7 protein-coding genes are annotated in these 21,181 nt (G+C 52.7%); 2 read left to right on the plus strand and 5 right to left on the minus strand.

Annotated elements, in window-relative coordinates:
- Positions 1–17: 17 nt before the first annotated feature.
- From AC58QD_RS23350 to AC58QD_RS23370, 5 genes are all read right to left on the minus strand, one after another.
- Positions 18–9,059 (minus strand): S-layer homology domain-containing protein, encoded by a 9,042-nt coding sequence (locus AC58QD_RS23350; RefSeq protein ID WP_497337414.1) that lies wholly within the window; start codon positions 9,057–9,059, stop codon positions 18–20.
- A 91-nt stretch (positions 9,060–9,150) separates the two neighbouring features.
- Positions 9,151–14,556 (minus strand): Ig-like domain repeat protein, encoded by a 5,406-nt coding sequence (locus AC58QD_RS23355; protein WP_497337415.1) that lies wholly within the window; start codon positions 14,554–14,556, stop codon positions 9,151–9,153.
- Positions 14,557–14,603: 47 nt separating this feature from the next.
- The gene (locus tag AC58QD_RS23360) at positions 14,604–15,290 is read right to left on the minus strand and encodes a S1 family peptidase (RefSeq protein ID WP_497337416.1); all 687 of its coding nucleotides are present in this window, start codon (positions 15,288–15,290) and stop codon (positions 14,604–14,606) included.
- 175 nt (positions 15,291–15,465) lie between these two features.
- Positions 15,466–16,578 (minus strand): response regulator, encoded by a 1,113-nt coding sequence (locus AC58QD_RS23365; RefSeq protein ID WP_497337417.1) that lies wholly within the window; start codon positions 16,576–16,578, stop codon positions 15,466–15,468.
- The gene (locus AC58QD_RS23370; protein ID WP_497337418.1) at positions 16,571–19,690 is read right to left on the minus strand and encodes a hybrid sensor histidine kinase/response regulator; all 3,120 of its coding nucleotides are present in this window, start codon (positions 19,688–19,690) and stop codon (positions 16,571–16,573) included. Before AC58QD_RS23370 ends, AC58QD_RS23365 begins: the two co-directional genes overlap by 8 nt.
- 160 nt (positions 19,691–19,850) lie before the next feature.
- Between AC58QD_RS23370 and AC58QD_RS23375 the strand changes: the two genes are divergently transcribed.
- Both AC58QD_RS23375 and AC58QD_RS23380 read left to right on the plus strand, forming a co-directional pair.
- Complete coding sequence (locus tag AC58QD_RS23375; protein WP_497337419.1) at positions 19,851–20,708, plus strand: ankyrin repeat domain-containing protein; 858 nt, start codon at positions 19,851–19,853, stop codon at positions 20,706–20,708.
- A gap of 18 nt (positions 20,709–20,726) precedes the next feature.
- Positions 20,727–21,113: an ankyrin repeat domain-containing protein gene (locus AC58QD_RS23380; RefSeq protein ID WP_497337420.1), complete on the plus strand. Its 387-nt coding sequence runs from the start codon at positions 20,727–20,729 to the stop codon at positions 21,111–21,113.
- Positions 21,114–21,181 lie beyond the last annotated feature (68 nt).

Below are 21,181 nucleotides of genomic sequence, written 5' to 3' on the forward strand. Positions count from 1 at the left end.
ATGTGTACTTCGACGAATTAAGGATTGCTGATCGTCATCATCTGGCTGAGTCTGACGGCAATCGCCGCAGCTTGTGCTCTTGTAAGGGCAGCATTCGGATTGATCGACTGATCTTCGCCGGAAATAATGCCATACTTGATGCACAACGCTGTTGCCGCTCTAGCCCATTCCGGGACGGATGCTTGGTCTTTGAAGGCCTCAAGCGTGCTGTCGATTTCACTTTCCGTGATTGTGCTTTCTGCTCCTAACAGCTTCAAGCTTCTTCCTGCCATGACCATGGCTTCGATGCGGCTAAGCTTTCCTTCCGGTCTGAAGGTGCCGTCGGTAAAGCCGTCGACGATGCCATTGTCGGCCGCGATAGCCACGCTTCTGGCGAACCAATCGGATGGATCGACATCCTCGAAGCGCTCGTTCGAGTTCTGGTTCATAAGACCAAGCACGCGAAGTAGGACCGTGGGATATTCTGCTCTCGTAATCTGGCTGTCCGGCTCGAAGCGATCGTCCGTTCTACCGAGCATGAACAGCTTGCTTGCCGCGTCGTCGATGTTCTGCTTCGCCCAATTCGATTGTTCCACGTCAGCAAAGTTTTTGCGGTTGCTGATGAAGGCGATGCTTCCGCTTCCTGTAAGCCCTACATGAACGAAGGCTTGATCTCCATCATGGCCGAGCGTCCAAGGAACCGTCGTCCAATTCCCATTGGCGTCTTTCAGTACGACTGCTGTAATATCGCTTGCGTCTATGCCTTCCGACAACACAACCTTTGCCGTTACCTGCCGATTCCGGTATGCGTCCACCACTTGCATATCGAACGTCACGCCTTCGCCCTCTCCTAGCACATTCGCTTGCAAATCGCGCGCGATTCGTTCGAATGCGCTTCGCTCCGCTGCGCCGTTCCTGGCGATCCCGACATTCAGATTGCCGCCAAGCCCAGAAGCTGCGCTCGCAGGGAATGCAAGTCCTCCGATGGGCAATTCCACGCTGATCGTTTGATTGCGGGCGGCCGCTTGCTCCCACACCAATTTGCTTAGCTGGAATTCGTACCCGTTTACCGACTTGTCCTGCGATACAATCGTAAGCTTTGTTTGATCCGCGCCCACTGCGCCCGCATCAGTAATCGCGACAAGGATGCTGTCGTCTTTTTTCTGCACCGAAGCTTTTTGGCCGTTCACCAGCACATCCGGGATGCCCGAAGGCGTCCCCCCCGGCGTACCGCCTCCTCCTGGAATGCCTCCTCCTGGAATGCCTCCGCCTCCTCCAATAGAAGCGCTCCATACGTTTGCGGTGACTTTGCCGGCCGCTACCGCATATTTGCCGGCAGCCGTCCGTTCCGCTACGATGACGGTATTTCCGGAATCGGCAGCAATTTGACCCGACTCCGGAAGCGCCGGCCATTTGCTCAAATCATCATACAGCTTAGGCAAAGCAGCTTGTCCGCTGAACACGTTGTATACTATTTCGTAACCGTTCCTATTCTCCGCATCATTCACCTTTATGGCGGTTTGCTTGCTTATCGATGCAATCTGATTGGATTCCGCCTTCAAGCTGCCGAACGCCTCAGTCGCAACGGTCACTTTTTGCGATACAGCTACGCATTTGTTCGAAGACTTGTCCCGCTTGGCCACAACGACGGTTTGGCCGGCTCTCGCTTCGATGATGCCATCCGCTGGAAGCTTGCGGAAGCCGCCGAGATCCGTTCCTTTGACAGGCGCAGACTCATCGTCGCTAACAATTTGGTACACGAGATCGGCGCTCGACAAGTCGCCGGGATCGGCAACGACGATGCGGGTTTTCTCATACTCGTTGCCAATTGCTTCGGAATACGCGTTGATGGCCCCGAACGTTTCGACGACCGCATTTACCTTCAAGGAGGTCGCAACCGCAAATTTACCCGCTTGCGTCCGTTTCGCTACGATGACCTTGTCCTCCGCACCTGCCGTTACTACTCCATCCACAGGCAATACCGCCCATCCGGACATATCTTGGTAAAGTACCGGCAGCGTGCTGGCCGTACCTTTGGCAAATACGTTGTAAACGAGCTCGAATCCGTCCATGTAACCTGCTCCGGCAACGGCAATCTGCGTTTTTGTATGCGCGTTATTCACCGGTCTGGCCGCAGCTGTCAAGCTGCCGAAGCTCTCGACGGACGCCACGGCTTTTGCGGAGGCCGCCACCGCCAGCTTGCTCGTTTTGATCCGCTTGGCCGCGACTATGAATTGCTCCGCTTTCGCCGGGACCATCCGGTTATCGGGAACCGCGCTCCAACCGCTCAAATCGTCATACAGAGCAGGCAGCTGCGCCGCATCCCCGTTATTCCATACTTTATATACATACTCATGGTCGGCGCCTATCGGCTCTTCACCAACAACCAACCGGGTTTGATCGAATACGTTATCCAGCTTCCGGGTTGTCAAAGCGATCATTCCGAATGTATCCGTCAGCGCCGTGATCGGCTGTGTTACTTCGATCAGTCTTTTCGTTGCCTTCGACCGTTTGGCAAGCAAAATTTTGTTTCCTTGATAAGCAGGGATCATGCCTCCTACCGGGAACGTCGCATACTCAGCGATAACCGTTCCTGCCGCCGGAATTGTCGGCGTATTCGTGAATACGCGATACGCAAGCTCCGAATCGGATGTCATATCGCCCTCGCTTGCGATGACCAGCTTCGTCTGGTCGTAAACGCTCGACACCTTTTCCGCATAGGCCGTAAGCGTCCCTGTTGTCCAGACCAAAGCGGCCATTCGCTGAGAGGCGCCTAGCGCGAGATTGCCTGTCATCCTGCGCTTGACAACCACGATCACATCGCCGGCGGCCGCCTGAACGATTCCGTCCGTAGGAAGCAAGCTCCAACCGCCTACATCTTCCAGATAGTTCGGAACCGTTGCGCTCTCCGACTTCGCATACTTGCGGTAAGCAAGCTCGGTACCCGCCATATCGCCCGCCGCTTCCACCGTAATCCTCGTTTTCTTATCGTCTCCGGCAACTGGAGCGGTGTAAGCTGAGATCGGCTCCATGCCGTCCGACGAAGCGACGGTCACGATGGTCATCGATTCCAGCGACATGTCGTCAGATACCTTGTAGGAAGCGCTGATGATGCCCGCACCTTCCTTCACCCCTTTGACGGCGCCATTGCCGTTTACCTCTATCGCATCTCCGAGATAGCTGGAGAAGTTAAGCTTGCCCAGATTTTCATCCGGTATGGCCACTTCCTTGAATTTCGGCTTGCCGGCAGCGTCTTTGCCGTCCGGCATCCTCAGGAGCGCTTCCACGCGGCCGGATTGATCCGGCTGCAATATCGGCAGTTTGCGAAGCACCAACGCAACCGGGACCTTGTACGCATCGTTGGTCACCATGACCGACGCCTCATTTCGGTTGCCCGCTTTATCGGTGGCTGTAAGCTTCAACTTGACTGTCGGATCGCTGCCTGTCACTGGCACCACACCAATGAACTTACCGTTCGGCTGAACCGGAATGGCCGTTCCGTTCACCATCAGAATCGCATCGTTGCTCGTTGTTCCGGACACGGTTATGTTCGCGTCATGTGTCCGGTCGCCGGTGAGCGGCTTATCGATATAGATGACCGGCGCGATCGTATCCACAGTCAAGTAGAGCATGATGACCGAGTAATCGCCGGTTTGCTTGTTCTTCGCTCTCAGCTCGACGGCATAGGTGCCGTCTGTCGTGAAGTTTGTGAAATCGAACGATCCCACACTGCCGCTTGCGTTATGAGCAAGATCGATTTTGCCCAATGAGCTTTCCGCATAGATGGCCTCGACCTCGACGTTTGTCTGATCCGATGAGAGTGCGATACTCTGATTCGTCGTATTGACCATCAGCTCCGTGTAGGCGCTCGGCACGGCGCTCAGCAGCTTCGCATCCATCGCTTGTACGAACAACTTGGGCTTGCTCGGTTCAGGCAGCAGCGTGCTTTCCGTATCGATCCGGCCTGAGAAATGCAAATTTCCATGCTTGTCGGCCGTTTTCGGCGGCTTGACAGCTCCGGATACACCCACGACATAATGCTGTCCGACTTCGAGACCGGTATATTTAAGTTTCTCGGCGAACGGCTTCCCCTCCAGGCTGGAATGGTCCACCTCGTTCGAATTAGAGGTCGCCGTCCAGCCGCCGAGCCGAATATGTTCGTACTTCCCGCTTTGCGGATTCCAATACGGCTTGAGCTCTTCTTCATTCAGCAGAAGGGAACCAAAGTTCGGATACAGCTCCAGTTGCCCGTCTTTTTGCTGCAGCACGTCGATCGAGTAGCTGTGCTCGTAACCAGCCTGAGCCGGTTTTTTGGCTGCCGGCTTAAAGGACAGTTCGAAATAGCCGTTGCCAACAGGTTCAACCTGCACATCGCTGACCGCGGACGGTGCCAGCGGATCGATGATCTCGAATGTGTTCGTCGTCGTCCGGGTCTGGAAATTGCTTGACGACTTCAGCTCCGCCCGCAAGTAATACTCTCCCTGCGAAAGCATGCCGCGAATATCCTCCGTATCCCCGAGCAGCGATACGCGCGATACGTCGATTGCCGTGTTGCCTGTCGTCACGTCGCCGACCGTGCCGCCGTTGCTCGCAACATTCAAATCTTTGGCGATCAAGAGCCCCGTATCTCCCGGATTCAGCACATCCTCGCCGCTGACCGTCGTCGTTTCGCCGTTCACGGGGTCCTTCGTCAAGTACAGGCTTACCGTGTCACCGGGCTTCGCATGACTCGCTTTCCAAGCGGCGGTAAATATGTTGGCATCCGCCGGGTCCGCATCCAGCTTGATTTCTTCAAGCTTGGCAACCTGCGGGATGTTCAACAGTTTCGACTCCACTCGCTGATCGGCGTACAGCGTCCACTTGCCGCCGTTAAGCCTTTCTTTCGGAACCGCAATATATACTTTTCTGCTGTCTGTCCCGTCAGTCGAACGCTCAGCCGCAATGTGCTGCGTAAAAGCATTCGCTTGCGGATTTTTCTTCGTTTCGTCATAAATGAGTCGATAGTCCGTTCCCGTGTTGTCTTTCAGAACGAGCTCGGGCTTCCGGTTGCCGAAATATTCCACTTCAAGCAGCGCATTTCCGGTCACTTTATCCATCGGAACGACATGCGTTTTTCCCCCATTCGTCACTTGTACGCCGCCGATGCCGACGTTCAGCGAACCGTCGTCGAGCATGGTGACGCCGTCCGCAACGCTGCGGTAGATGATCGGATGGATCTCTTCTTCCTTCGACACCCACGAGGTCGCAAGCGTCTCGATGCCTTGACCTAGCACGATCAGCTTCGGCCCGGTTTCCGGGTCCTGAACCTGCAAGTAGAGCAGTCCTTCCGGATTCCCTTCTCCTGAGGTACCGAACTCGACGCCGCCGTCGAAATAGTACGTGATGCCGAGACTGAGAAACAGGATCGTTACGCTGCCCCACATCTTGTCGTTGTTGACCCCGAGCGAAATGCCGCCCAGCGCCATCCCGCCCAAGACCGGAACGTCGGAAGGCACTTGCACCTTCGCCCCGATGAAGCCCTCGAAGTCGATTCTGTTCTTGATCAGATTCTGGCCGAGAAAGATGGACGCTTTCCCGATAATGACATCCCAGCCGAGAACGTCGATTTCAGCGGACGCGCTTACGAACCAAGGCGTCATCCACTGCGCGGCGACGGTTGCCTTCTTCAGCATGACGAGCCGCTCGGAATTGGCACTCGGGCTGTAGTCCAGCTTGCCTACCAATTTGATGCCGGATCTCTTGAGCGTCAAATCGATGCTTCCATAAAATGTAGCGGGCGCCATACCGAACGAAATGTCCGCTCCCGCTTCGACCGTCAGCGGAAAATCGCCGGAGCCTCCGGCTATCGTATCCGCAAGCTCACGAATCGCTCCGCGGATAGCGGTCAAATAAGTGCCGCCCGCAATCATGACGCCGGGGTCTCCCAATCCTGCAGAGAAACCGATGACATTCGGAAGAATGCGCTTGTCGGCTACCTGTTTGAATTCGATTTCGACGCCGATCGTCGTAATGCCGCGAAGGTCGGCTTCGAATTTGAGCCCGTACGTATTTTCTACATCCTCTACCTCTTGCACGTAGTGGACAATGTTGATCTCACCTGATGCCGCATCCTCGTCGGGAGCGTCGATCAGCCCGATGCTCTTCGGCAGTCTGAACTTCAGATCCGCGTCAATCCCGACGAACCCTTTATCGTTGAAAATGACATTTTTGATTTCGGAATCGACGATCTTGAGCGAGATGGCGCCCCCGAAGGAAATGCCGCCTTCCCGTATAATGAAATCGTTGAATTTCAGCCCGAACCCGTTGATCGAGAAGCTGGGCGCGGCAAACAAGCTATGCCGATTGAAATAAACATCCTCGATCATCAGCTGGCGAAGCGGATTCAACCGGTCTCCCAACCCTCCAACCGCCCACTGCAAGGAGCCGTTGAGCGAATCGTCCTCGCCGCCCGCTTCTTCTTCTTCCTCTTTGGGCTCCTCTTCCTCTTCCTCGTCGTCCTTGGACAGAGCCTTGTCGAAGCCGTTGTAGAAATCGAGCGTCCATTCTCCTTTATGGAACACGAACCCACTGCTAGCCACACTAAGGGTACCGTCTCCCTTGACATTCAGGGTGTTGAAAAACGGAATGCCGCCCACATTCGCCTTAATGCCGAATATATCGAGCTCCCCTTTGGCAAAAACCATATCCTTGCCGCGATACGCAACGCTATCGTTGATGATGGCAGGCTCCGTCTTTGTGTCTACTACATATTCCGCCTCGTCGCCCGACCCGATCTGGTTGATCATTCCGGTGATTTCAACCAGCACTTCGTTTCCGCTCTCCTCAGCTTCCTCCTTGAACGCCTCCAGCTCTTCCTCGCTTTCGAAAGCTTCCAACCGGTACGCTGGCACTTCGTCGACCGATAGGGCCGACTCCATATCGTACTCGGGGTCAACCAGCTTGCCGGCCGTTTTCAGCGCCATCTTTATGGATGAGAACGCCGCGACATCCGCCGTCAACTGATCGCTGTTCCGGACCGTATATCCCGGAAAAGCTTCCTCAATCGCCTCCTTTGTTTCATGCGTATACGTCGTTTTCAGGTCAACCATTTTCTTCACGACAGCCAGAATATTCGCTTTGCGCAATCTTGCCTCATCATTATTGCTTACCTTGAACCGCTGCTGTGTCGTAACGTCGTACAACTGGGCCGCTTCCGGGTCGTCCCCCGCTTGCCCCTTGAAATCGATCTCGGCGACGTACTCGCCAAGCGGCAGCTCCGGCCCGAGATCCCTCATCGGCTTCCCATTGCCGTCCTTGACTACATCGCCTTTCTCGTCGACCAGATCACCGGTCCGGTACGTGATCCGCATATCCCCGGTCACGCCTTCGTTGGCAGGCTGGATAAGAACGGAATCGCGGACAGGCACTTTATAGCGCTTGCCTGACATGACTTCTCTGAAGTACAAGTCGAAGTTCGGATCGGTCGTCGCATTACCCGCGTTATACGCTTCAATATTGGATAAGTTGAGCGTAATATATTTGACGTCTGAGCTGTAAGCTTCTTCAGGCGAAATGGCATACACGAAGGTAGGCGTTCCCTCCCCTACGGCAGGCAGAAATACGAAGTTGGACTTGCTAGACGCATATTGCGCCTTGATGGAGTCATCCTTCATGTTCTCCAGCTTCGCCTCTGTTTCGGGACTCTTGACGGTGAGCAAATATTGTTTGGTTGTCGGCCACGCTTTGCCTTTGGCCACGACTTTGAACGACGCCGTAATCGTTTCTCCCGGCTTGTATTTGGGAATGATGCCCGCCTCCGCCTCCTCAGGCGTCGCTTCCTTCTGGTAGGGCAAGGACGCGGTACGCGTAGTCAAGGTCATGATGTTGCCCTGAGTATCGCGGACGATATTGCCTATATTGTCCAGCTTCACGAAATTGAGGCCATTATTTAGCGTCAGCTCTACGTTGATACTGGAATGCTCCATGTTAAAGGCAGCAAGATTTTCGACTTCGGCCACGATATCGAACACGCCTTCGCTTGCATAGGCGCTGCCGTCTTCCAACGTGGCTAGCTGATTGACCGGATCGATATAGCGGATTGAAAACACTTTGTCCGGCTCCACGATCTCGCCGATGCCGTAAACCGTCTCAAAGCTTCGGCTGTTCCCGCTTGCGATCGTCTTAGGATTCCAGTAGAAGGCGACAGCCGAATCGGCGGTGCCGTAATCGTTCGTATCGGTCGTAAAATCGAGATTCGGATTGACTTGATACTCCCACTTCGTATTAGCCATCCGATTCCAGTGGCCGACGACCATTTCGTCGACGATATGGATATCCGCTTCCGAGAAGTTGTTGAAGCCGTACGCGATCACATTCGTCGCCAGCGGATTCGCTTTGTCCAGCTTATCCTTCATGACCCAATAGGCCGGCAGCTTATAGAGAGCTCTCTCCTCTTCCGAAATGCTGCTGTCATCCTCCGGATTATGGATAAGCTTCCGTTCGACCTGCAATGGCGCCTTGTACGCGGTACCCACCTGGAAGGCAGGCCCGTCGCTTGCGCCGACCATCGTATCGAGCAAAATTCGGGAGCCCACCTGTACATCGGCGCCGTTATGGTTGATCACCTCGTACCTCACATTTACGTTCCCTGAATTAACTTTGTCCTTGACGTCGAAATACAGCATCAAAATTTGCTTGATTTCTACCCCTTTTATTCTCCATACGGTTTCAATCTGCTTCGTTCCATTGGGGTTTTCAACAATTTGGGGCATAGTAATTTCCGAGAAAAACGAAGGAGCGAATTTATATGGATTTCCGAAAATATAGTCGGTTCCGTCGATACGAAAGGTAGTAAAAGAAGATTCAGGATCATCGCCCCTGAACATCATGTCCACATGCTGGTCGTTTTTACGTATCGGCTGTCCGTCGACCGTTCGAATCGCGAACCGGCCCGTATAATTGTCCACCGTAACCTTAATGTAATCGTTGCCGAGCACCGTGACCTTGTCCTTGCCGACCTCGTTGGCCAGAGCGGCCATAGGGAAATTCATAACTAGCGATACAAATAGTAGAATAGCCAAGTACTTCCTGATTGCTCTCATCCGCCACTACTCCTTCTGTTAAATACAATCACATACCGAGGTGCAAGGCTGCTTGTCCTCGCGCTTCGGTATGCTTCATGCTCGGCTAGCGTCAGTTGCCGGCCTTCTTGTTCATTTTTCCGATGAAGAAGCTTGCAAATTCCCGCTCCCTCTCTTGGGTTCTTACGATAATCGTATACCAGCCTGTTTCCGGGAACTCGACGGTAAAGGCATTGTTCACTAGCTGATCCATCGTGATTTGCCGGGCGATATATTTCATCTGGCCCTCGCGATAGAGACCGTTGAAGTAGAAGATGTCGTACGTTCCGAGCTCATTGACCATGCTTTCTCCTTCGATTTCCATCACGTTGTAGCGGGAAATGTTGAAGGTAATGTCGTTCCGGTCGTACAGAATGCTCTCACTCAAAGCCGACGAAACGATTTGATCGTTGCCGACGATCAGAAGTCCGGCGTTCGACAGGACGACAACCTTTTGCGTTACGCTGGCAGTGTTGCCTACTTCGTCTATCGCGACATAGGTTACGGTTTGCGTACCCAGCATCGAAAGATCCAGGCCGGTCACGGTCACCGTCACCTTGCTACTTTCCGACACATTGTCGGAAACGTTGTAGCCGCCCAAATCGACAGTTGCATCGAAGTCTTGCTTGAACTGCGATACCGCCACATACGCTGTGTTCAACGCGATCGTCGGTGCCGTATTGTCCAGCCCTTCCACTTCGAATACCGGTTTGCTGACGTTGCCGAGAAGATCGCTAATGACAACCCGCTTCTCTCCGTTGGCTGCATACAGCTTTGAGTATGAATAGTTGCCGGAGGTATCGCTGATCAGGTTGGCGTAGCCAGCTCCTTCAGCCAATGGGACGGTTCCGGCAAACACTTGATTCGGCGCCTCCACTGTGCCGCGGACGGTCGCTTTCACTTTGCCTTTGGCGTACCTCATGCCGCCTATCATCACAATTGCTTGCTCCGGCAGCGGATTACCGTTCTCGTCCGTGAACTCGTACGTCAACTCGGAAGGATCGGGCATGCTCGATACGATGTTGGTTACACTCTCCTCCAGCACCGATGTATTGCCCAGCTTGTCCTGAACGGTGAATGCGGCCGTGCCGTTATCGTACAGAGTGACCTGCCTGTTTCCGCGAATCGAATTAAACTCTTTACCGCTAGGTCTCGTTTCCTCGACTGCCAGCGTCACCCCTTGGGCGAGCACGACTTGGCCCGATGCGTCGGCAACTGTCTTGAACGTCTTGCTTCCGTTCTCCCCGTACGCATACGATTTGACGATATGAACGCTAGGCGGCGTTCTGTCGATATTGGTGACGGTTGCGGTCGCGGAACCGGCATTTCCCGCTTCGTCCTCAAACAGGAACGTGAACGTGCCGTTATCCGTAAACGTAAAGCTCGATTTCCCGTCGTTATTCAAAATACGGACGTCTTCGGAAGTGTCCAGCTTGACCAATACGTCGGAAGCCGTTTGCCGGGTCACCTTGTACTCGATGCTGCCTACCGGTGCCGTAGTGTCGAAATTTTTCACGACGACGAGCAGTCTGTCCGTTCTCGCGCTGTTGACCACATCTGTCATTTCAAAGGTGTACAGCCCGTTCATCGTAACTTCGAACGTATTGCCCGCTATGCGGACCGGCACCATCGGATTGACCGATATCGGCGACGGCACGACCTTGATTCCGGCAGGAACCGTTATGATTAGCGATACTGTGCCGCCTGCTCCTACAGGCCGCAGCGTACTGTGAACGGCAATCCCGTGAAGCGGCTCGACAGGGGAATACAGATTAGTATTCAAGCTGACAATATCGCTTGCTTGGCCGGAACCCGATCTGAATTTGACCTTCAGCTTTAATTGGTTGGCGTTGTTGCTTGCCACGCTGGCCTTCACGAAATTGCTGTATGGCATCCAGGCATTCCACGTCGTTCCGCCGTCCGGAGAAATCGAATATTCGAAGCCTTCTTTATTTGCATTTTTAAGATCGAGCTTGACGATAGCCTCGTATCCATCGATCGCATCGCCATCCACATAGAGCAGATCGGATTGCGTGATTTCGATCGGGGCGTTCGTTTCCTTACTCACCTTGAAGGCATCCGTATGGGTGAGCGCGTCGTTGCCTGCTCCGTCTGTTGCGTACATGTACAGAACGTAATCGGCGTATTCTCCGATAGCCAGCCCCGTATTGTCAATAACAGCCGTATCATCGCCTGGCAAAGCCAACCAGCCGGCGGAAGCTTTATCAGGGGCAGCATCCGAAGACTTGACCCACTGGTACTTCACCGTCATTCCGACCGAATTGTACAGGTCCGAGACCGTTACAACCACGCGATGCGCCGCCTTCGGATACGCAACACCCGTCAGGCTGAAGCCGACCTCCGGTGCGGCATTGTCGAAAGAATAAGCTTTGTAATAATAGTAGTACCGGTCTTTGTCCTTCTCCTTCACTTTTATGTGCAGGTGTTGGACGCCGTTCAGCGTGGCGTCCTTCGGTACGGTAAAGGTTCCGTAAACGGAGGAAGTGACGCTGCTGTAGACGGAAGCCGTCACGCTGACGCCGTACACGGCTGAGGCGACGCTGCTGCCGTATACCGCGGACGTAACCGACTTATACACGAGCGACTCGGACCGCGCCGGAGAAGGGCTGAATGCATATTCCACATTGTCCGTGGCCAGCCCCGAAATGCCGAATACAATATCATGGCTTTGTACATAGCCATCGACGCTTGCTTCTGGGGTGAACGACGTTTGAATGTTGAGCGTCGAGTCGACGACAATGGTTCCGTCTCGCTTGAGCGACGTCCGGTTGCCGGCCTTGTCGGCTGCGGTTATATGCAACTCGTATTCGCCGTCTTCGATGACGTGATTCAGCGTGGTCACCACCCCGGTGTCCGGGATTTTCGCCCAGCCGTCTTCCGGATCAGGCTCACTGCCGACCATTACCCATTGGAACTTCGCATGGTCGGGATCGATTCCGCTATGTTCATCCGCAAGCTGAACCGCCACTGTCACCTCGGCCGTATGATCTCCGTTCGCGGTCCCGATCGTCACGGAAGGCTTCTTATTGTCCAAAGCCAGCGGCGCGCTTGCGTAGACCCAGTTGGAATCTTCATACTTGAAGTCTGCGGGGGTCCATACGGAAAGATCGTTGTAAGCTCCTACCGTCTGAAGTGCTTTGCGGTCGGCATATACGACAGCATCGGCATCAGACGGATTCGGCTGGTTGTTTTGCTTGTACTCGTCGATCCATGCCTGGTACTGATCCGGTCTAGCGGTTTTGAAAGCTTTCATTTTGTTGTACTGCATCAGCTCTCTGGCCGTATCCCAGGTCATATCGGCCGTCCATGTGTGCAGGTACCACATGCCGCCGCTTTCGGCGGCAAACGCCTCCTGCGGAGGCAACAGCGCATTCGTTTTGTTGTTGACGACCATCAGGTCGAAGTCGGCCAATTCGCCCGGGTACAATCCCTCTCTAGGTTGCTTACCCGTAAGCGAATACCGTTTGACGGCTGCGAAATGGTCACCTTCTTTATCTGCGAGTGGATTTTGACCGCTATTGCTCCAATAGTAGTAAACGAGCCCCACTCCCGGCGAGCTGTCTGATGGGGAGCCGGTCATGTTCTGCGGGCGGTAAATGCCCTTGCTCGGCCGTTCGACCCCTCGTTCGCTTAAGTCCGGCTCAAGCGGCGGTCCAATGATGCCCGGATCGTTGGCGTCGATCGTCACCTTTCCAGTTTTCATGTAACCGATGTCCGTGGCGCCTCCCGCCTCGTATCGGTAGCCGATAACCGGCTTCGTATTGTCGATGGACAGCTTCGCCCAATCGATCTTCGTATACGGCACCGCTTGGGCGGGATCCGTGCTTTCCGTCCGGTCCGCATTCGCCGCATCCATCAAAAGATTGCCCGCGTAATCCTGGATGACTCCCTTGTCGGAGTTGTCCCCCTTCAAGTCGTGCGACAAGGCAATCGCCTTGAGCAGGGAAACGTCCAAGTCGTTGTCCTGAACAGTTGCCCTGAACGTCCACAAGCTGGTATTGGAACCGCCCACATAGTAAGCTTTCATACTATTGTTCAACAGCAGGAACAGCCCTTCTCTCGGCCATTCTTCCTTGACAATCGTGTCCTCCGTCAACTGGACTTTGAAGTCGATGAAGTCTCCTTTATTCAAGGTGCTTCCCGTAAGAATGTCCGGCTGAATGCCGTTCGCGACTAGCGAATATTTCGGCGGAACGGCGTCCACAATGAGGCGATACCCTAGATCCGTTCCGTATTCGAATGGATTGACGTTCTTGCCTTTCAAATACTCACTGCTCGAAGCGCTTGCTGTCTTGCCGAAGTTGTCCATCTGCAGCGGATTGCCCGCGGCATCGTGGAAATCGGCCTCGTCGATTTTCGTCCATAACGTATCCCGGTTGTCCGCCGCCTTCTCGGTCAACTCCCCGCCGTTCGCAATCGGCAAATTGCCGGTATGCTCGTAATCCGATGCCGTATACACATAGGGAAGAGCCTTCGTATATCCGTTCGCAGAGCCCGGCGTCAGTGTCAAGCCCGGACCGGGAAATCCCCCAGCTCCCGGCAGCCCCGTTCCCGCAGGGTTCATGAACAACTGATGGCTTAACATATTGTTGATAGGTGCCCCCGCCTTTACGGGCTCGCTCAGGTTATAGGTCAGACGGATGCTTTGATCCTTCTTCAGGAACAGTTCCTTCTGATCGATCTTCGTATTGTCACGCTCGGTTCCGTCCGACGTGAACGTATAGTCCTTAAACGCTGGGCGGTCGATATCCGCGAAATATAATTCAATACCGAGCACTTGCGTTCCCGCGTTGTTCGTCTCCGTCTCAATGATGATGTAGTCGTCCGACTTGAAGTCCAGCCATCCCGAATTGATGTTGTATTTGTCAGGGTCTTCACTGCTGGAACCGTCTTTCCACTTGGAAGGACTTCTATCCCACCCTTCTTTAGCCGTGCCATCATGCTCGCCGTTCACATCGCCGGAGCGATCCTGCTTATCCGTATAGGCCCAGATCCACGCTCCGTTGTCACTTGTGCTGTCGAGTTTGGCGACCCTGACCATGAATTTTGCTGTACCGCTTTCAGCCAGCTGCCTTAGCTCGTCTATCTCCGAAACGCGGAATTTTCCAATGAAGTGGCCGTCTATGCCATGAATGTCTGTATCGGTGAATTCCTTGCTCCCTCCGGGATCGATATCGTCGCCGATGGTCGAGACGTACACACCGGATAACGGCGCCCCTCCGTACGCTTTCCTATAGAAAGCGGAAAAAGCGTTCAGGCTGTCATTCCTATAACCCATATTCCAGGATTGCATATCCTTGTAGTTCAAAATTCTCGCGCCGTGCACGAAAATATCTTTATAATCGGTATTCGTGCTGACGGACGCTTCAACCCTATCGGTCGATGCCTGGGAGAAGCCCGTCATCAGTATGCAGACAGCCAGAAAGATCGATGCTTGACGCTTTATCCATTGCTTCATGTCTAGTCCTCCTGTTTTTGGTGGGGTTGTCTTGCGTTCACGATTCGTCATTCCCCTCTTGCCATGACTCTGACTAAGTCCTCCGCGCCGACGACGAGATGGATATTGTTCATTGTGCGGAGGGAGCCGGAGATGAGCCCAATAACAGCACCATACTTGTCCAAAATCGGTCCTCCTGACATTCCGCTCACAATTTGCGAGGATACCAGAATTCGGTCTCTGCCGTTTATCTCGGCTTTTGGACTATTGACGATTCCCTCCGTAATGATTTTGGTTTCTTTCATCGGATAGCCGATGGCGAATACGTTCTCCCCGTGATTCGCTTTGCTCGCCCTCAGTGTCAAATGATCGTAGCTGCGTTCTTGCCCGGAGCCGCCCGGAGCAGGCGACAGTTGCAGCACCGCCGTATCCGCTGTTAGATCTTCGGCCACAACTTTGCAGGGATCAATAACCGTTCCGTCATCGAGAACGCAGGTTATCCGATCCGCATCTTTTACTACGTGGTAAGCGGTAAGCGCCATGCCTTCCTGGCTGACCATAAAACCCGTACCTACATCTTTCAATGTTCCATCGGCTCTAAAAGCCCGGACATAAAAGGTTGACTTTTGAGCAAATCCATATATTCCCTCTGCATCGTACACTTGTAGAGGATCTGCCTCAGAAATAGAAAAAAGATTGAAAAACAAATACATTGCCGCAATTAAAAGCAACACATTTTTACTTTTTCGCTTCAATAGCGCTCACCTCCTTAGCGTCAATCTAGCGCTGCTGAACAGCAATTAAGGAGCGCAAGGAAATTGTAGCAACACAGTCTCACAAAATTCTCCCAAAACCCGAGCGCAACAAAAAAAGGCAGAGAGAACCAGCCTCCTGCCTTGCCAATATGTGAGCCGCGAACGCCCGTCCCGATTATTTCAAATAGGATATTACCCGCTCTTTCATCGCCTGCGGCGGATCCAGCCCCATTTCCATGCGGTAAGACGCCTCAAACCGGGCAAAATGCCTTGTCATTTTATCAATGCCCCCGCTTTGCGCATAAACGTCAAGCAAAAGCTGATTCATCTCCTCGTCCAAAGGGTATAGAGCCAAATAAGCGTCGAGCCTTTGCTCCGCTTGGTTCCAATACAGCTGTGTCAGATCCCGTCGGACAAGAGCGTCTACCAGGGAAGCATATAGCTTGCTGCAGCTTTCTTCTAGCGCAGCCTTCCAAAGATAGTCCTTTCTTTCCAATAATGGCCCCCGGTATAGAGAGCAGAGCCTTTCCGCCTCCGCCGCATCTCTTTCCTTTCCTTCCGGCGTTAGAGCGTACGATTGAAATGTGAGCACATCGTACTCCAGATCGGACGTTTCCAAAATATATCCGTCATTCGTCTTCTGCACATTCATGCCGATTTCTTGCTCTTTGAGTATTTTTTTGAGCCTATACACCGTATTGTGCAAATTATGCGATCCCCGCTCCTCGTCCATATCCGGCCACAGCATATAGGCAAGCTGCCACTTGCCGATATCTCTGCCCGGATGGCATAGGAGATAGGCGAATAGCTCCTCCGTTTTGCGGGTCGGCCACCGGACAAGCTCGCCGTCCGGATTTCGCACCTCTAGTCCTCCGAAGCATTTTAACGTGGGAGCTCGCACTGCCTTTTTGACAGGAACGGCGTGCTGTCGCTCCTTGATCAGACGGTTGGTCACACGATCGATTGCCGCAAGTGTTACAGGCTTCAAAATATAATCGAATGCGTACACATGAAAAGCGTCCAAAGCATATTGCTTATACGCTGTCGTAAACACGATTTTCGTCCGCTCCGACAGCTCGTTAATTTTATGCGCGAGCTCGAGTCCGTTCATTTTCGGCATTTCTACATCCAGAAACGCGACATCCGGCTGGAGCTCGGCGAAACGCGACAGCGCCTCAAGCGGACTCGTGAACGCGCCTGTGATTGAATAATTCGGGTTTCGGCCGATGACGACCTTCATCAATTCCAGAATAGGTTTTTCGTCTTCCACGATAACGACGCTAAACATGCCCGTCTCTCCTTTCTTGAACCGGATCGGTCGTTTCCTTGTAAGGCAACGGCAAATAAATCGTAACTTTGGTGCCGGAACCCAGCTCCGAATGAATGTTCAACGCCGCACCGGGGATCGAATCGAGCCGTTTTCGAATGTTCGGAATGCCGATGCCGCCCATCTGCATTTCACCCGTGGTCAGTTGGTAGAGAATATCATCCGGTATGCCGACGCCGTCGTCCTCGATCATGACTTGGATATATCGGTCTCCTTGGAGAACCCTCAGGCTGACTGTGCCATGCCCTTCTTTTTCGAACAACCCGTGCCTGATCGCATTTTCGATGAAGGGCTGGATACTGAGAGACGGGATTTCCATATCCAAAGTAGTTGCATCATACTGACAATCGAAATCAAATCGTTCGCCGAAGCGCGCTTTCTCGATTTCGACATACGCCTCGATAAGCTCCAACTCGCGGAACAGGGGGACGAACAGCGTGGAACGGTCCATCTCCAGAATATACCGCAAATATTGGCTGAGCATGGTCAATAAATAGGCCGCTTTCTCTCCGTCCATATAGCAAAAAGAAATGACGCTGCTCAGCGCATTGTACAGAAAATGGGGCTTGATCTGCGCCTGATGAAAAGCTTGCTCGTTGCGTATCGCTTCCTGAATCGACGTTTTCATGGCAATAAGCGTCTGTATTCTCGCGATGAGCGTTTCACCATAGAACGGCTTCGTTACATAATCGTTAGCTCCTGCCCGAAAGCCTGCTTCTATGTCCTGTGGAGAATCTTTCACCGTAGCGAATAGAACGGGCAAATCGAGAATGGAATAATGGCTTCGCAGCAACCTGCAGAGTTCGATGCCCGAAATATCCGGCATCATCACATCAATGATGACGAGATCGACATTGCGGTGCTTCGTTAATTTGTCAAGCGCCTCCTTGGCCGAGAATGCCGAAATGACATTGTACCGGTGCCGCTTCAATATATTTAACAGCGTATGTATATTGGAGGCCTCGTCGTCGACGATCATAACGGTATAGTCATGATTCTCATGAGAATCTAGCGGATATGCTTCTCCGGTAATCCGCTGCGCCTCTTCGGAGGCGGCAGCCGCTTCCCGGTATGCGGGTATCCGCTCGACTCCAGGAAGCGTGAACGTCATGCGCGTCCCTTGACCTGGCTCCGACCAATGGACGCCAATCGTTCCGCCCATTCGCTCCACCAGTTTTTTGCTTACATACAGTCCGACGCCCATTCCCGTATACTCGTCCTGCGGAAAAGGCTTGTCCTGTTGCTCGAAATACTCGAAAATTATCGCTTGCCTGTCTTTGGCAATGCCTCTTCCCGTATCCTCGACGAATACGACGACCATGCCTTCAGCCTTCGATGCCGTTACGGTGATCGAGCCTTGTGCCGTGTTTTTGATCGCGTTATGCACCAAATTGTACAGTACCTGGCGCAGCCGGTTCTCGTCCGCCAGTACCCACAGATCGGGACCGACTCGATTGTCCAGCTTGACCGTTTTGCCTGAGAGCTCGAACTGCAGCACGTCAAACACAATTTTCACGACGACCCTCATATCAACGACGGTCTGTTGCAGACGCAGCTCCCCGTGCTTCAGACTGGTGACGTCGATGAGATCCTGGATCAGCATCGACAGCTTGGTCGACGTGTCCTTAATGAGCCAAAGGTGCTGCTTTTGCTTCGGCAGCAGATTGTTTTCCTCGTCGTCGAGTAAATAAGAGGTCATATTCAAAATGCCATGCAAAGGCGTCTTGATTTCATGGGACGTTTGCGTCAGAAATTCGTCCTTCAGCTGGTTCGAAACCGCCAGCCGATGCGATAGCATCTCCGTTTTTTCATAGGCTTTCGTAAACCGGATGGCGAGTAGAATGTTTAAGAAAGTAATAAAGCAGACGATACCCAGCTTCCCTGGAATATCGGTGGAAAAGACGTTTTCCGAATACAGCGTGCCGTTGACCAAATAAACAAGCAACGACAGGCTCGCGCCGATGAACAGCACCAATTCCCTTCGGTCCGATGCGTAGCGCTGGTCTCTGGCAAACAAATATATCATTCTGCCGTTTATGCACAATGAAACGACACCCAAATAGAGGTAAAAAATAGTTTTAAACTCAGTATGTACATGATAAGGAAGCGTCACGACCGCCGCACAATAAATGAAAGCCGGCGCTACCGTCCAAGCCATGACACGGGTAGACATGAGCCGTTCATGGATCGAACCGAAGAACATGATGATGACGATAGAGCTGAGAAACCAACTCAGATCAAGCAGCTTGTAAGAAACTTCGAATGGAATGCCCGGCATCAGCTTCAGCAGTATTTTCTCGCCGTACACCAATTGGCTGCACAGCAGAGCTAAGGAATACAACCCGCTGAACAAATAAATTTTTTCCTTTCTCCGCAAATAATATAAGCTGAGATGATACGCTCCGAACATAGCCAATATAAGTATGATAGCGATATCGGTACCGATCTGAATGCCATCAAGATTCGTCATGTCACCGTTCAGTCCAAAAGGAAGCGAGTTTGCGATTCCTCCGCTAAGATACACGAAATTCGCGACCTGAATGACGATTTCGATTTGCCGGCCTTCCGCATGAATGTATGTGCTGTAAGGCGTATTACCGGGCTCGTGGGATGGCTTATCCGCAGCGGGTTGCCCGCTCTCCCCTTTGAGCTTTCCCTCGATGAACAGCCGGTGGGACATGCGGATGCTTTTCACTTTTAAACCGTATATTTCGTCTGGATCCTGCACAAGCACTTTCAGCCGGTACGTCCCCATGCCTTTGCGGCTCATTCCCTTATCCGCCTGTTTTCCTTTCCACGTTCCGGGAACTTGCATGTAGGAAGCGTTAGGAAGAACACCTTCACGGAAATCATCAGGCTCCAGCAATTGTCCTTCATAAAATTCCCATTCGCCGTCGAGGTTGACCAAGCCCAGGGTTCGAAAATTCCACTCCGACAAGTCGAGCATGCCTCTCGTCGCTTTCGGAGCGTTTCCGCCCGGTACCGTGTGCGCATACATGCCGACAAATAGAGCGACGGAAAGCGAAAAGATCAGTCCAATCCCGATCAGTTTACGATATTTTAATCCTTTCATAATCTTTTCCCCTTCCACCTGCCACTTCTACCATCCTATCATTCCAAACTCACAAAAAACTCACAATAGGAAAATCTGTTCGGGTAAACGCATATTGCCCATTACCCTTTGATGTGATATTGTAATATTAATTACAAAATTACAAAAAAGGTGATAGCCTATGCCCGCTAAGAAAAAACAAAGCGTAGTCCTCTCGATTCGACTAGATGAGCTATCGATGCAAGCTGTCGACTTGCTTGTCGAATCAGGTATTGAAACGAATCGCTCCAGGGCTGTCTCCCATTTCGTCAGCCTTGGGATCCAGGCGTCTACAGACTTATTGGAGAAAGCGAAGTTGCTTGCAGACAACGTACATGAACTGCGTAAAGAAATGATCGAAGCAGTGAAGATCAACAATGTGGATAAGGTCGCAGAGCTCATTAACAGAGACGCGTCGCTTGTGAACTCTAGCAATCCTAATGGTGAAACGGCCGTCTTGATGGCTGCCTATTACCGCGCCCATGAGATCAAAGAGCTATTGCTTAACAATGGCGCAGAGCTGAACATTTTTGAAGCAACGGCTGTTGGGGACACTGCAAGAGTGCGCGAACTGCTGCATAAGGCTCCCTCCTTAATCGCGAGCTATAACACAGATGGATTTACACCACTAGGACTAGCCTCGCATTTCGGCAATGAAGAGACGGTGAAGCTTTTACTGGATCAGGGTGCTGAGGTCAATGCCAGAAGTAAAGACGGGAACTTGAATAATATGGCGTTACATGCTGCAATCGCTGGCAATCATGAGCGTGTCGCTGACATGCTTATTCAGAACGGCGCGGACGTAAATGCCCGATGTAAAGGAAAATGGCGAATGGGCTGGGCCCCGCTCCACGTAGCAGGATATTTTGGCCGGGTGTCGATCATCAGGCTGCTGCTGAAGCACTCTGCCGACAAGACGGCAATCAATGATAAAGGCGAAACTCCATATGAGGTTGCCATACCAAGAGGCCATCAGGAGTCTGCTAATCTATTACAATAACAAAGGGAGAGATGAGCGATGGAGAACAAAGGAGCTATTCAGGCGGATCTGGTCAAGGAATTTGTAGGAAAAGCTCACGGTGATCTGGAACGTGTACAAGAGTTATTGAAGCAAGAGCCAGGACTCCTCCATGCAGCATGGGATTGGGGGGGCGGAGACTGGGAAACTGCGCTAGGCGCTGCGGCTCATATGGGAAGACGTGATATTGCTTTATTTCTATTGGAGCAAGGTGCTCGAATTGACATTTTCTCCGCCGCGATGTTAGGGAGAACTGAGCTCGTCCAAGCGATGCTCACTGATAACCCTGCACTTAAGCAGGCGATTGGACCCCATGGCATTCCGCTACTGCAGCATGCCAAAGCAGGCGGGGCTGAAGCTGAACAAATTGTAGAGCTGTTGCAATAACAAAGAGAAGAATCTTCTGCGATCACACAAGAAAGCCTGACCCCGTGTTCTTCACCCAGGTCAGGCTT

Source organism: Paenibacillus sp. J2R1T-4 (assembly GCF_059692235.1).